Source organism: Streptomyces sp. NPDC127114, from assembly GCF_042677525.1.
GTDB lineage: Bacteria > Actinomycetota > Actinomycetes > Streptomycetales > Streptomycetaceae > Streptomyces.
In genome coordinates this window covers 43,300-56,111 of sequence record NZ_JBHXTJ010000004.1, presented here as the reverse complement: position 1 = coordinate 56,111, position 12,812 = coordinate 43,300, and the positions used below count along the sequence as shown (strand labels likewise).

Below are 12,812 nucleotides of genomic sequence, written 5' to 3'. Positions count from 1 at the left end.
GGGCATCCCGCCGAGACACGGAATAGCCGCGTGCACATCGGCGTTTGCGGTGGGCAAGGAGGTCGAGATGGCGCTTGAAGGTGTGTACGAGCCGAGTCCGGCGGAGTGGGTGCGGAACCAGGTCGAGCTGTACGAGTCGTCAGGCGGGACCAAGGGCACGACGATGCGAGGGCTGCCGGTGGTCCTGGTCACCAACGTCGGGGCGAAGAGCGGAAAGCTCCGCAAGACGCCCCTGATGCGGGTGGAGCACGAGGGGGCGTACGCGCTGGTCGCGTCGAACGGCGGCGCCGTGAAGCATCCCGTCTGGTACCACAACCTGCTCGCCGCTCCGCTGGTGGAGCTGCGTGACGGACCGAAGGTGTGGGACATGAGGGCGCGGCTCGTGTCGGGCGAGGAGCGGCGGGTGTGGTGGGAGCGGGCGGTGGCGGCGTTCCCCGACTACGCCGACTACCAGCGCAGGACCGAGCGCGAGATCCCGCTCTTCGTCGCGGAGCCCGTGGGCTGACTCACTCGCACCACGTCCGCACCGGTTAGGCAACGCCCTTCGGCTGAGGTCCGGCCGCGGTGGCCCGGTCGGCGCGGGGCGCGGACCGGGCACAGGGGGCGGGCCGGGGACGGGCGTGTCGTTACGAGGGCTTGACGGAGGACCAGGCGGTGACGGTCACCTTGTCGTCGCAGAAGGCGAAGACGCCGTCGTCCATGGCGATCTGGTGCTTCCCGGCACCGAGTACGCCGATGACCATCGTCGGGTAGGTGGCCGGGGTCGCGCCGGATGCGCAGTAGCCGTCCGCCTCGCCCTGGACCTGGACGAACGTGAGCTTCGTCCACGCGCGGGCGCCCGGGGTCAGCAGGACGTTGGTCGCGGCGGGGCCGGTGTGGGTGGTGGGCAGCGGCTTGTTCTTGTCCGGTGAGCCGTTGCCCGCCGCCGCGACCGTCGGGTAGCCGTACACCTTGCAGGCGGACGCCGAGGTGTTGGTGACGGAGACGACGGCGGCTCCGGTCCCCGTGCCCGGCGGGCGGACGTCGGCCTGGTGCGCCTCGGATACCTTGATGTCGTCGATCGCGCACGGCTTCTGCGCCCCGGCGCCGGTTCCGCCGGAGGAGGAACCGCCCGATGAGGAACCACCGGAGGAGGAACCGCCCGACGACGTGCCGCCGGTGGAGCCCCCGCCCGAGGAGGACGTGCCGCCCGTGGAGCCTCTGCTCCCGCCGCCGCTGGTCGTTCCGCCCTTGTCGCCGCCGGTGGGCGTGGGTTCGGCCGGGGCCGAGGCCGTGGGCGGCGTCGACGGGTCGCCGGCCGCGCCTGCGTCGCCGGTCGGCGTACAGCCCGTCATCAGAGCCGCGGCCGCCAGGGCCGTCGCCAGCGCCGCCGCGGTCCGGCCGATGCCTGCTGTGTACTGCATGTGGTGCTCCCCGAGGTTCACGACCGGTTCCGTACCGGCACTCGCTTGCTGGTACACGGTCCGCCGCCTCGGGCGGTTCCCACCGCAGGCCGCTGTGGCGGTTCCGTGACGCGCCCATGACGAAAGACGATCATCGTCCGCCGGAAGGTCCCTGGTCGAGCGGCCGGCCGGGGGCGACGGAGGCGCTCGAGCGGGCGTAGCCGTCGTCGTCGGTGCGGGTGACCGTGCCGTTGGCGATGTGGCCCGCGAGCCCGAGCAGCAGGAAGAGCCAGACCAGGACCTTCGCCGGCGTGCCCAGGAGGAGCGGGCGCGTGGCCGAGTGCGGCTGCTGGGCCGCGGGGGCGGGCTCGTCGCCGAAGATGCCCTTCGGGTAGACGGGCGTCAGCATCATCACGTACGCGCTGAACCGCATCCGGAAGCGCACGACGGCCGCCGTCGCGGCGAACACCGGTTCGGGCAGCCGTCCGAGGACGATGCCGATCAGCCAGAACACCCAGCTGACGGCGAGCCAGCCGGACTGCGCGAGGCTGCTCACGATCGCCGCCGGGATCATCAGGATCAGCCGGAACAGCACCGCGAGCCGGTTGAGCGGCGTGCGGCGCAGCTCGATGCGTACCGGATAGTCCGGGGCGTCGAAGGCGAACGGCGGATAGCGGTCGACGAGCAGGCTCGAGCTCGCGTTGACGCGCGTCTGGTAGGCGAGGATGTCGCCGAGGACGGTCGCGATGGGGTCGGGCAGCCGGCCGAGGACCAGCGCGGCGAACCAGCCGGCGATCGTCACGAAGAAGGCGACGACCGACAGCAGCACGACCGCGATGAACTGCGGCAGGAGCAGCAGCCACCGCAGGAACACCGTCCAGCGTCGCTGCCGCCCGGGAGCGGGCACGTCCAGGGCCGGGCGGAACTCTCCCGCCTCGTCGTCCGCCACGGGACGCGGTTCCCAACCTGTGGCCATGGCAGCCTCCGTATCCTGCGGGCTTCGTCCCGTGGTGTCGTCGTGCCTCGGCGTACCTCGCGTGCCTCAGGTACCTCGCGTACCTCGGCGCGCCTCGTCGTACGAGGTCGTCTCGATCCTGGCGCGGGAGGCCGTGCCTCGCACCGCCACGGGGGCCAGGTGGGGAACCGCCGTCGCCCGATCGCGGGAGGGACCGCCGTTCGCCCGGTCGCGGGAGGCGCCGCCTGTCTTCGGGGCGCGGGAGGTCTGCCGTCCCCGGGCCCGGAAGGGCCGCCGCCGGAGAGGGGGCACTTTAGCAGCGCGGAGGCCGCCACCGGGCGGAGTTCGACTACTCTCCACACTCGCGCGACTTCGTGCGGTAGTCATGGGGCCAGGGAGGGAACACCTTGGTCTTCAGTCTCAGTCGCCGTCGCAAGTCCGCACCCGCCGCAGCCGTCGGCCCCGTCGGCCCCGTCACTCGCCTCGCTCCCGTCGGCCCCGGCGCCTGCCCGTACGTGCCTCCGCCCGCGCCCGCGCCGCCCGCGGTCGCCCCCGGCGCCGTCGGGCCCCTCCGGCAGGAGGCCGAGCGTTTCGTCCGTCAGTTCCACCAGGAGCAGCCGCAGGCGGGCGACGTGGAGCGACGGCTGCGCGAGGTGCTGACCGAGATCGGCCGCACCGGCACGTACACCCACTCCCCCGCCGAGCTGGCCTTCGGGGCCCGGGTGGCGTGGCGGAACGCGGCCCGGTGCATCGGACGGCTCTACTGGCGGAGTCTCGTGGTCCGGGACCTGCGGGAGGTCACGGCCGCCGACGCGATCGCCGAGCAGTGCTTCGAGCATCTGCGGCAGGCGGGGAACGGCGGCCGGATCCGGCCGGTCGTCTCGGTGTTCGCGCCGGACCGGCCGGGACGCCCCGGGCCTCGGATCGTCAACGACCAGTTGGTGCGCTACGCCGGGCACCGCACGGCGGAGGGCCGCTGGATCGGCGACCCGCGGAGCGCCGGGCTCACCGCTGAGGCCGCTGACCTGGGATGGAAGCGGGACGACGAGGCGTTCCAGGTGCTGCCGCTGATGGTGCGGGAGCGGCCCGGAGCACGACCGGAGTGGCACGAGCTGCCGGACGGGGCCGTGACGGAGGTGCCGCTGCGGCATCCCGACCACGCGTGGTTCGCCGAGCTCGGGCTGCGCTGGTACACGGTGCCGGCCATCAGCGACATGGTTCTGGAGATCGGCGGCATCCGGTATCCGGCGGCACCCTTCAACGGCTGGTACATGGGAACGGAGATAGGCGCCCGGAACCTCGCCGACGCGGAGCGCTACGACCTGCTCCCCGCGGTGGCGGACCGGCTGGGGCTCGACCGGTCCTCCGAGCGCACGCTGTGGCGGGACCGGGCGCTGGTCGAGCTCAACGTCGCGGTTCTGCACTCCTTCCAGGAGGCGGGCGTGACGATGGCGGACCACCACACCGAGTCCGAGCGGTTCCTGCGGCACATCGCGCAGGAGAGCCGGCACGGCCGGCCGACACCCGCTGACTGGAGCTGGATCGTCCCGCCGGTGTCCGGCTCGGCGACCCCGGTCTTCCACCGGTACTACGACCCGGTGGACCCGTCGCTTCGCCCCGCGTTCCTCGCCCGTGAGGCGTGACGGGTGACCCGGCGGGCCCGGAGATCACGGCTTAGGCTCGTGGCATGGCCGTGCACCTCTTCGCCGGAATCCCCGTCAGCGACTACGCCTCGGCGCTCGTCTGGTACGAGCGGCTGTTCGGCTCGCCGCCGACGTTCTACCCGAACGACACCGAAGCGGTGTGGGAGGTGGCCGAGCACCGCTCCCTGTACATCGAGCACCGGCCGGGGCACGCCGGCCACGCCATGCACACCCTGTTCGTCGACGACTTCGACACCGTGATCGGCGACATCGCGGCCCGGGGCCTGCGGCCCATGCAGCGCGAGACGTACGGGAACGGGGTGCGCAAGGCCACGTTCCGTGACCCTGACGGGAACGAGATCGGCTTCGGCGGTGCACCGGTCGACGAACGCCGGAGCTGAACGCGGGGCTGCGCGCTCACGTCCAGGGGTCCGTGTCCCGGGCCCGAGCCCAGGGGCCCGGCGCACGTGGCGCCGGGCCTCCGGGCTCGCGGACACGTCCCCTCTCTAACCGTCAGACCGCCGGGGAGTAACCCGCCGGGCGGGTCGTGAACGTGGCGCGGCCCTGGGTACGGCTGCGCAGGTGCGTCGCGTAGCCGAAGAGCGCGGCCAGCGGGACCGTCGCCGTCAGGACCGCCGTGTCCGCGTGGGTGGTGGAGTCGGTGATCCGGGCACGACGGGCCGTCAGGTCGCCGAGCACCGTCCCGACGGCACTGTCGGGCGCGGTGACGGTGACCTCCACGACGGGTTCCAGCAGGGTGGTGCCACCGGTGCGCAGGGCCTCGCGCAGGGCGAGCCGTCCGGCGGTGCGGAAGGCGAGCTCGGACGAGTCCTTCACATGGGTGGCGCCGTCGGTGAGCGTGACGCGGACGCCGGTCACCGGGTGGCCGGCGAGCGGGCCGTCGGCCAGGGCGTCACGGCAGCCGGCCTCGACCGCGCGGACGAACTCCTGCGGAACGCGTCCGCCGGTCACCGTCGAGCGGAAGACGAAGTCCGGCTGCTCCTGCCCGTCGGCGTCGTCCAGCGGCGCGACGTCGAGGACCACCACCGCGAACTGGCCCGCACCGCCCTCCTGTTTGGCGTGGCGGTACGTCAGGCCGGTCACGCCCTGGGCGGGCGTCTCCCGGTAGGCGACGCGCGGCCGGCCGACGGTGACGTCGAGGGCGTGGGCGCGGCGCAGCTTCTCCACGGCGACCTCCAGGTGGAGCTCGCCCAGGCCGGACAGGACCGTCTGCCCGGATTCGGGATCGGTCCGCGCGGTGAGCGAGGGGTCTTCCTCGGTCAGGCGGGCGAGCGCCGTGGCGAGGCGTTCGGTGTCGCGCCCGAGCCGGGCCTCGATCGCGACGGAGACCACCGGGTCGGCGGAGACGGGCGGTTCGAGGCGCACGGGTGGCGCGTCGGGTGCGCAGAGCGTGGCACCGGTGCGGGCGGTCTTCGGTCCGACGACGGCGACGATGTCTCCGGCGGCGGCGTGGTCGGCCTCGGTGGTGCGGTCGGCCTGGACCCGCAGGATGCGGGCGATCCGTTCGGTGCGGCCGGCGGTGGTGTCGAGCACGGTGTCCCCCTTTCGCAGGGTGCCCGCGTAGAGGCGGAGGTAGGTCATGCGGCCGGTGGGCGTGGTGGTCACCTTGAAGGCGAGCGCGGTGAGCGGCGCCGTCGGGTCGGCCGGCTGCTCGCCCCGTACCGGCGGCAGGTCGGCGGGGGCGGGCAGGTAGGCGACGACGGCGTCGAGCAGCGGCTCGATCCCCCGGTTGCGGTAGGCGGAGCCGCACAGGACCACCACGGCCTCGCCGGCGAGGGTGAGGTCGCGCAGGGCGGCGGTCAGCGTCCGCTCGTCGAGGGTGCCGTGGGCGCAGAACTCCTCCAGGGCGGCGGGATGCAGTTCGGCGACGGTCTCGTCGAGCCGGTGCCGTCGCCGTACCGCCTCCTCGGCCAGTGCTTCCGGCACGGGGCCGGTCTCGTACGTGTCGGAGCCGGGCCGCCAGGTGTACGCGCGCATGCGGACGAGGTCGACGACGCCGGTGAAGGCGTCCTCGCGGCCGATGGGCAGCTGTACGGGCAGCGGCACGGTGCCGAGGCGGGTGCGGATCGACTCCACGGCGGTGTCGAGGTCGGCGCCGGCGCGGTCGAGCTTGTTGACGAAGGCGAGGCGCGGTACGCCGTGCCGGTCGGCCTGGCGCCACACGGACTCGCTCTGCGGTTCGACGCCCGCGACGGCGTCGAAGACGGCGACGGCGCCGTCCAGGACGCGCAGCGCGCGTTCGACCTCGTCGGCGAAGTCGACGTGCCCGGGCGTGTCGATGAGGTTGAGCCGGTGGCCGTCCCAGTCGCAGCTGACGGCGGCGGCGAAGATGGTGATGCCGCGGTCGCGTTCCTGCGGGTCGAAGTCGGTGACAGTGGTGCCGTCGTGCACCTCGCCGCGCTTGTGGGTGGCGCCGGTGAGGTAGAGGAAGCGCTCGGTGAGCGTCGTCTTGCCGGCGTCGACGTGGGCCAGGATGCCGAGGTTGCGGATGCGGGTACGCATGATGTGGTGGTCCTTCGCGTGCGATGCGGTGGCAGGGCAGCGCGATTCCCGTGACGGTGCGGGGGCCGGACGCGGCAGGCGGACGGGGCCGTACGGTGAAGTCCGTACGGTCGTTCCGTCGTGCGGGCCCGAGGGCGGGGTTCGTCGCGGGTCAGCGGTGGCGGCCGCGCAGCCGGCACCGGAGCGACGAAGAGGCCAGGATCACGTCGTACCGGGCGCGGGAGACGACGGCGGCGACGGCGACGGTGGTCGGCGTGGCGCGCATGGTCATCTCCCTTCGTTTCATGGTCCGTTCGGCGGTACGGGCTGGAGTCTAGGCAGCGCGGGGCGCGAGGGGACACCGGTTTTTCTCGGCAGCGGTTCCGCCGGGCAGGAGGAACGGGACGGAGCCCCGGCCCGGCTCCGCGTGACAGTCCCGTACGAGACACCCGGCCTCCGTCGAACGAGGGAGGCCGGGCGGCGGGCGGCGGTCGTCAGGAGCGGCCGCGCGAGCGGCGGCCTCCGCCGCCCTGGCCGCCCTGGCCGCCGCGGCCGCCCTGGCCACCCTGACCGCTCTGACCGCCGCGGCGGGCGCGCCTGCGGTGGGGGGACGGTACGGGTGCGACAGGGCCGCCGGCGGCCTCCGGGGACGAGAACATCATCGGGACGGCAGGAGGGGTCGGGGCCACGGGTGCGACCGGGGCGGGGGCCGCGGACGTGCCCGCGGGCGTTCCCGTGGACGCTCCCGCCGCACCGGTGGCGGCGGCCGCAGTCGCGGCGGCGGCGCGGGCGGCCAGCGATTCGCGGGCGCCACCCCCTCCGCCGGCTCCCGCGAGCACGGTCGCGTGGGAGATCTGCGGCGCGCAGGCCTGGCAGATCTCCGCGAGGGTCCACACCTCGGCGACGGCCGGGTTGTGGATGAGGACGAGGAGGGTACGGCCGGTGCACGTGGTGCGCGCGGCGTGGTGCCGGCAGTCGCTCGCCCCGCAGGCGCAGGCCGCGTTGGGCCGCGGTGCGGCCAGCCGGGCGTGGGCCCGGACGTGCTCGGCGGCGAAGACCCGCAGGGTCTGGAGGTCCTTGGACCGGGCCGGCATGCGGCAGCCCGGCGTGGAACAGGTGACCGTCGCGGAGTGGTCGGGGTGACCGGTCAGTCGGATCGTCCAGGTCCTGCCTGGCACACGTGATCCAGGGAGCATGCTCAACGCGCGCGTTTCCGTTCAGGTGAGAGGGGTGTTGGCCATGGTTTTACCCCGTGCGCGTCGAAGGTTCACATCCCGGGTCCCTCTGGAGGGTCGTGGCGGCCGGATCCGACCGCCGGACGGGCGGTCCCGGCACGCGGTCGGCGCAGCGCGAGATGGCCGCCGACGCCGGGCACGAAGGCGACCGGCCCTGGTCGGCGGCGTGGCCCGGGCGAGCCGGCAGGTGGCCACGACGACGAAGAGTGAGGCGCAGCCGTGGGCCGGGCCCGGGAGGGCGGAGACGGGGCGCAGAGGGACGGTGGCCGGATCGGCTGCCATGAGGCAAGCGTGACGAGCTCTGCGTGGGCGGCGGCCGTGAGCCCGCACGCGTACCGGCGCAGCTTCGCCAGACCGGCCGACCGCCGCCCCGCCACCGTCCGGGCGGATGGGGCGATGGGCAGGTAGGCCGACGGTCCCACGGACGACGGCCCCACGGACGACCCCGCGGGACGACCCCGCCGGCGAAAGCCCCACGGCCGACGGACCGACGGACCGACGGGCCCACGGACGACCCCGCCGGACGACCCCGCCGGCGAAAGCCCCACGGCCGACAGGCCGACGGACCGACGGGCCGACAGGCCGACGGCCCCCACGGACGACCTCACGGGCGAAAGCCCCACGGCCCGGTCCCTGGCACGCCGCCGCCCACGGCCACGCGCGCGGCGGTCGTGCGGTGGCGGGGCGGGGACGGGGCGCGGAGCATGGAAGCGGCTCGTGATCGACGAGCGGCCGAGGTGTCTGGAGTGTTCCGCATGACCGAGAACGAGGCCTGGGGCGACGACGTCTACCAGCCCGACGGCAGCGAGGTGCAGGACGACGCGGGGCTGCTCGACGCCTCGGACACGCTGGAAGGTCCGCTCGACAGCCCGCTCGACCAGGGATACGCGCCTCCGGACCGGCCCTGGGCCGTCGAGCACACGGGCGTCACCGCGGCCGAGCGGCTGCAGGGCGAGAGCCTGGACCAGCGGCTCGCCGAGGAGGTCCCGGACGACGACCCGAACCTGGACTGGGACGGCATCGGCGACGCCTCGGACACCGACGGGGAGCCGCTGGACGGTGAGGTGGGCGGTCGCCGGGCCGGCCGTCTCGTCGCCATGGACGACGGAAGCGCGCTCTCGCCGCTCGAGGGATTCGCACGTGACGTCGGCATCGACGGTGGTGCGGCCTCCGCAGAGGAGGCGGCCGTACACCTGGTCGACGAGGAGTGACCCGGCGGGCTGCCGGTGGCGTGCCGCATGGTCCGGGCGTGGCGCCGAACCCGTACTCCTGACCCGGCTGCTCCGCTTCAAACGCGCATCACCGCAGGTTGTCCGGTACTTTGACGGGACCGACGAGACGCCCCGGATGCGTTATCCAGCCGTTATAAACGGTCATTTTGTCCCGGCATCGCCGGATTCACCCCGCGCGAAGCGACGGACTTGCGCGGCGGTATCCGCCCGCGCACCTATCGCACCCTCCAGTGTTCGCGCAAGACCGTCGGACCAGGAAGTTCTCTCGACCGCTCGGTAGCTTCGGCCCACATGACCGCAGCACACATGACGTTCCCGAAGGCCCCGGTGACCGCCCTCGACATCGGCCCCGCCCGGCCGGCCGACGGCGCCGACCTCTGGCGGATCGCCCGCGCGGCCGAGGACCTGGACCTCAACTCGCCCTACAGCTACCTGCTGTGGTGCCGCGACTTCGCCGCCACGACCGCCGTCGCCCGTGACACCACGGGACGACCGTTCGGCTTCGTCACCGGCTACCTGCGTCCGGAGGCGCCGGGGACCCTCTTCGTCTGGCAGGTGGCCGTCGACGGTTCGCATCGCGGATCCGGGGTAGCAGGTGCACTGCTCGACGCCCTGGCCGCGAGGGTGGCGGCGGCCGGGCACGGTCCGATCCGGATCGAGGCGACGGTCACTCCGGGGAACGTGGCCTCGGACCGGCTGTTCCGCTCGTTCGCGCGCCGCCACGGCGCGGCCCTGACCCGGGAGGTCCTCTTCACCGCCGACGCCTTCCCCGCGGACGACGCCGACGCCTCCGCGGCCACCGACGCCGCCGGGACCTCCAACGCCTCCGAGGCCTCCGAGCTCCTGGGCTTCGACGCTCCGGGCGCCACGGCCCACGAGCCGGAGGTGCTCTACCGGATCGGCCCCCTGACGCCGCCCCTGCCGTAGGGCCGCCGTCCGCCGATCCGCCCGGACGGATGTACTCCGCCCGCGCCACTCAGCCCCCCCCCCAGCCTCACCAAGCCCCACCGCGAAACCGAGATACGGGAGAACCGTGACCCTCACCGACATCGCCCCGTCCGTCTTCGAGACCGTCGAATCCGAGGTGCGCAGCTACTGCCGCGCCTGGCCGGTGGTCTTCGAACAGGCCCGCGGGAGCCGGCTGTACGACGAGCACGGGCGGCCCTTCCTCGACTTCTTCGCCGGGGCCGGGTCCCTCAACTATGGCCACAACAACCCGGTCCTCAAGCGGGCGCTGCTCGACTACCTCGCCCGCGACGGCGTGACCCACGGCCTCGACATGTCGACGACCGCCAAACGCGACTTCCTGGAGACCTTCCACTCGGCGGTCCTCGAACCGCGCGCCCTGCCCTACAAGGTGATGTTCCCCGGCCCCACCGGCACCAACGCCGTGGAGGCCGCGCTCAAGCTCGCCCGCAAGGTCACCGGCCGGGAGACGGTCGTCTCCTTCACCAACGCCTTCCACGGGATGTCCCTCGGCTCGCTCGCCACGACCGGCAACGCCGCCAAGCGCGCGGGCGCGGGGGTGTCCCTGCCGCACGTCACGCGGATGCCGTACGACCACTACCTCGACGGCAGGATGCCGGACTTCCTGTGGTTCGAGCGTCTGCTCTCCGACCCGGGCTCCGGCCTCGACCGGCCGGCCGCGGTCATCGTCGAGACCGTGCAGGGCGAGGGCGGGATCAACGTCGCCCGGGCCGAGTGGCTGCGCGGGCTCGCCGATCTGTGCCGGCGGCACGAGATGCTGCTCATCGTCGACGACGTGCAGATGGGCTGCGGCCGCACGGGCGAGTTCTTCTCCTTCGAGGAGGCGGGCATCACCCCCGACATCGTCACGCTGTCGAAGTCCATCAGCGGCTACGGCCTCCCGATGGCCCTGTGCCTGTTCCGTCCCGAGCTGGACGTGTGGCAGCCGGGCGAGCACAACGGCACCTTCCGCGGCAACAACCCCGCCTTCGTCACGGCCACCGCCGCCATCGACACGTACTGGCGCGACGACGCCCTGCGCGACCGCACCCTCGCCCGGGCCGCCCGGATCGAGAGCGCCCTCGGCGACCTGCTCGGCGAGGACGGCCGCTCCGGTGTCGCCCTCCGCGGCCGCGGGCTCGTGTGGGGCCTGGAGTTCACCGACGGGGAGCGGGCGGCGGCCGTGTGCCGGCGGGCCTTCGAGCTGGGGCTGCTCCTGGAGACGTCGGGGCCCCATGACGAGGTCGTCAAACTGCTGCCGCCGCTGACCGTGACGGACGACGAGCTGGACGAGGGGCTCGGCATCCTGGCCCGCTCCGTCCGGCACGCCGCCGAGCGCGTCGCCCTCTGACATCGCCGGGCCTCCGGTCCCCGCGACAACGCCACAACGCCACAACGCCACAACGCCACAACGCCAACGGCACCACAGGCATCACCCGCATCACCAGCACCACTCGCATCACCAGCACCACCGAAAGGTCATCCCGCATGATCGTCCGCAGCTTCGCCGAGATCGAGAACACCGACCGCCACGTCCGTGCCGCCTCCGGCACCTGGGAGAGCAAGCGCATCGTCCTCGCCCGCGAGCGGGTGGGCTTCTCGCTCCACGAGACGGTGCTCTACGCCGGGACGGAGACGTCCATGTGGTACGCGAACCACGTCGAGGCCGTCGTGTGCACCGCCGGAGAGGCCGAGCTCACCGACCACGAGACAGGCACGACGTACACCATCACCCCCGGAACGATGTACCTGCTCGACGGGCACGAGCGGCACACCCTCCGGGTCAAGGAGGACTTCCGCTGCCTGTGCGTCTTCAACCCGCCGGTGACCGGCCGCGAGGACCACGACGAGAACGGCGTCTACCCGCTCCTCACCGAGCCCGAGCCCGAGCTCGGCCCCGGCCACGAGTCCGGGCCGGGCACCGCCTGAAGCACCGCACCCGCCCCCACGAGTCCGTACGAGAAAGGAAGGCACCGCCCGTCATGACCTCCGCCCCCACCCGTCCCGTCGACCTCTACCCCACCCGAGGCGCCCAGGAGCAGCTGATCGGCCGCAAGGACCCCGTCGTGTGGGCCGAGCCCGGAACGCCCGGGCCGTTCTGGGCCCGTGAACTCGAGGAGTACGAGCGCGACGGCTTCGTCACCGTCGACCAGCTGGTCACTCCTGACGAGGTCACCGAGCTGCGGGCCGAGCTGGACCGACTGGTCGCCGACCCGGACGTGCGCGAGGACGAGCGGGCCGTCGTCGAGCCGCGCTCGCGCGAGATCCGCTCCGTGTTCGAGGTCCACAAGATCAGCGAGGTGTTCGCCGGGCTGGCCGCCGACCCGCGGATCGTCGGGCGCGCCCGGCAGATCCTCGGCTCCGACGTGTACGTCCACCAGTCGCGGGTCAACGTCAAGCCCGGCTTCGGCGCGAGCGGTTTCTACTGGCACTCCGACTTCGAGACCTGGCACGCCGAGGACGGTCTGCCCCGGATGCGGACGGTCTCGGTGTCGATCGCGCTCACCGCGAACCACACCACCAACGGCAGCCTCATGATCATGCCGGGTTCGCACCGCACCTTCCTCGGCTGCGCCGGCGAGACCCCGAAGGACAACTACAAGAGGTCGCTGCAGATGCAGGACGCGGGGACGCCGTCGGACGAGGCGCTGACGACCTTCGCGGACGCCTGCGGCATCCGGCACTTCACGGGCGCGCCCGGCTCGGCGACCTGGTTCGACTGCAACGCGCTGCACGGCTCGGGCGACAACATCACCCCGTATCCGCGGAGCAATGTGTTCCTGGTCTTCAACAGCGTCGAGAACGCGCCGGAGCTGCCGTTCGCGGCGCCGGTGCGCCGGCCCTCGTTCATCGCCGCGCGCGATGTCACGCCGGTCGGGTGAGCGCCTTGTCCCGAC

General features: G+C 73.3%; 12 protein-coding genes. 8 read left to right on the top strand and 4 right to left on the bottom strand.

The window, feature by feature from the left end; genetic code table 11:
• Positions 1 to 67: 67 nt before the first annotated feature.
• Positions 68 to 505: a nitroreductase family deazaflavin-dependent oxidoreductase gene (locus tag ACFVGS_RS05780; RefSeq protein ID WP_384412538.1), complete on the top strand. Its 438-nt coding sequence runs from the start codon at positions 68 to 70 to the stop codon at positions 503 to 505.
• A gap of 121 nt (positions 506 to 626) precedes the next feature.
• Here the strand turns inward: ACFVGS_RS05780 and ACFVGS_RS05775 are convergent, their stop codons facing one another.
• On the bottom strand, positions 627 to 1,403 hold the full coding sequence (locus ACFVGS_RS05775) for a DUF4232 domain-containing protein (RefSeq protein WP_384412541.1): 777 nt from the start codon (positions 1,401 to 1,403) through the stop codon (positions 627 to 629).
• Positions 1,404 to 1,533: 130 nt separating this feature from the next.
• Positions 1,534 to 2,358: a DUF4389 domain-containing protein gene (locus tag ACFVGS_RS05770; RefSeq protein WP_385690715.1), complete on the bottom strand. Its 825-nt coding sequence runs from the start codon at positions 2,356 to 2,358 to the stop codon at positions 1,534 to 1,536.
• A gap of 494 nt (positions 2,359 to 2,852) precedes the next feature.
• On the opposite strand from ACFVGS_RS05770, the gene ACFVGS_RS05765 reads away from it, so the two are divergent.
• Positions 2,853 to 3,980: a nitric oxide synthase oxygenase gene (locus ACFVGS_RS05765; protein ID WP_385691137.1), complete on the top strand. Its 1,128-nt coding sequence runs from the start codon at positions 2,853 to 2,855 to the stop codon at positions 3,978 to 3,980.
• A 44-nt stretch (positions 3,981 to 4,024) separates the two neighbouring features.
• Positions 4,025 to 4,381, top strand: a complete 357-nt coding sequence (locus tag ACFVGS_RS05760) for a VOC family protein (protein ID WP_385690712.1) — start codon at positions 4,025 to 4,027, stop codon at positions 4,379 to 4,381.
• A gap of 112 nt (positions 4,382 to 4,493) precedes the next feature.
• Here the strand turns inward: ACFVGS_RS05760 and fusA are convergent, their stop codons facing one another.
• Entirely contained in the window at positions 4,494 to 6,503 is a 2,010-nt protein-coding gene (fusA, locus tag ACFVGS_RS05755; RefSeq protein WP_385690710.1) for an elongation factor G, read from the bottom strand.
• A gap of 473 nt (positions 6,504 to 6,976) precedes the next feature.
• A complete protein-coding gene (locus tag ACFVGS_RS05750; protein ID WP_385690707.1) occupies positions 6,977 to 7,660 on the bottom strand; it encodes a hypothetical protein in 684 nt (227 codons plus the stop codon).
• An 812-nt stretch (positions 7,661 to 8,472) separates the two neighbouring features.
• On the opposite strand from ACFVGS_RS05750, the gene ACFVGS_RS05745 reads away from it, so the two are divergent.
• The 5 genes from ACFVGS_RS05745 to thpD all read left to right on the top strand — a co-directional run bounded on the left by ACFVGS_RS05745 (position 8,473) and on the right by thpD (position 12,797).
• Entirely contained in the window at positions 8,473 to 8,928 is a 456-nt protein-coding gene (locus tag ACFVGS_RS05745; RefSeq protein ID WP_384412560.1) for a DUF5709 domain-containing protein, read from the top strand.
• Positions 8,929 to 9,255: 327 nt separating this feature from the next.
• On the top strand, positions 9,256 to 9,876 hold the full coding sequence (ectA, locus tag ACFVGS_RS05740) for a diaminobutyrate acetyltransferase (RefSeq protein WP_385691135.1): 621 nt from the start codon (positions 9,256 to 9,258) through the stop codon (positions 9,874 to 9,876).
• Between the two features lie 106 nt (positions 9,877 to 9,982).
• Positions 9,983 to 11,266 carry a diaminobutyrate--2-oxoglutarate transaminase gene (gene ectB, locus ACFVGS_RS05735; RefSeq protein WP_384412566.1) on the top strand — a complete coding sequence of 428 codons (1,284 nt, stop codon included), beginning with the start codon at positions 9,983 to 9,985 and terminating at the stop codon, positions 11,264 to 11,266.
• A gap of 137 nt (positions 11,267 to 11,403) precedes the next feature.
• On the top strand, positions 11,404 to 11,844 hold the full coding sequence (locus tag ACFVGS_RS05730) for an ectoine synthase (RefSeq protein ID WP_384412569.1): 441 nt from the start codon (positions 11,404 to 11,406) through the stop codon (positions 11,842 to 11,844).
• A gap of 53 nt (positions 11,845 to 11,897) precedes the next feature.
• Positions 11,898 to 12,797: an ectoine hydroxylase gene (thpD, locus tag ACFVGS_RS05725; RefSeq protein ID WP_384412572.1), complete on the top strand. Its 900-nt coding sequence runs from the start codon at positions 11,898 to 11,900 to the stop codon at positions 12,795 to 12,797.
• Positions 12,798 to 12,812 lie beyond the last annotated feature (15 nt).

Excerpts from the sequence above, each read along its gene's own strand:
- ACFVGS_RS05780 (WP_384412538.1), top strand. The coding sequence starts at position 68 with ATGGCGCTTGAAGGTGTGTACGAGCCGAGTCCGGCGGAGTGGGTGCGG.
- ACFVGS_RS05770 (WP_385690715.1), bottom strand. The coding sequence starts at position 2,358 with ATGGCCACAGGTTGGGAACCGCGTCCCGTGGCGGACGACGAGGCGGGA.
- ACFVGS_RS05760 (WP_385690712.1), top strand. The coding sequence starts at position 4,025 with ATGGCCGTGCACCTCTTCGCCGGAATCCCCGTCAGCGACTACGCCTCG.
- ectA (WP_385691135.1), top strand. The coding sequence starts at position 9,256 with ATGACGTTCCCGAAGGCCCCGGTGACCGCCCTCGACATCGGCCCCGCC.
- ACFVGS_RS05745 (WP_384412560.1), top strand. The coding sequence starts at position 8,473 with ATGACCGAGAACGAGGCCTGGGGCGACGACGTCTACCAGCCCGACGGC.
- ACFVGS_RS05775 (WP_384412541.1), bottom strand. The coding sequence starts at position 1,403 with ATGCAGTACACAGCAGGCATCGGCCGGACCGCGGCGGCGCTGGCGACG.
- fusA (WP_385690710.1), bottom strand. The coding sequence starts at position 6,503 with ATGCGTACCCGCATCCGCAACCTCGGCATCCTGGCCCACGTCGACGCC.
- thpD (WP_384412572.1), top strand. The coding sequence starts at position 11,898 with ATGACCTCCGCCCCCACCCGTCCCGTCGACCTCTACCCCACCCGAGGC.
- ACFVGS_RS05730 (WP_384412569.1), top strand. The coding sequence starts at position 11,404 with ATGATCGTCCGCAGCTTCGCCGAGATCGAGAACACCGACCGCCACGTC.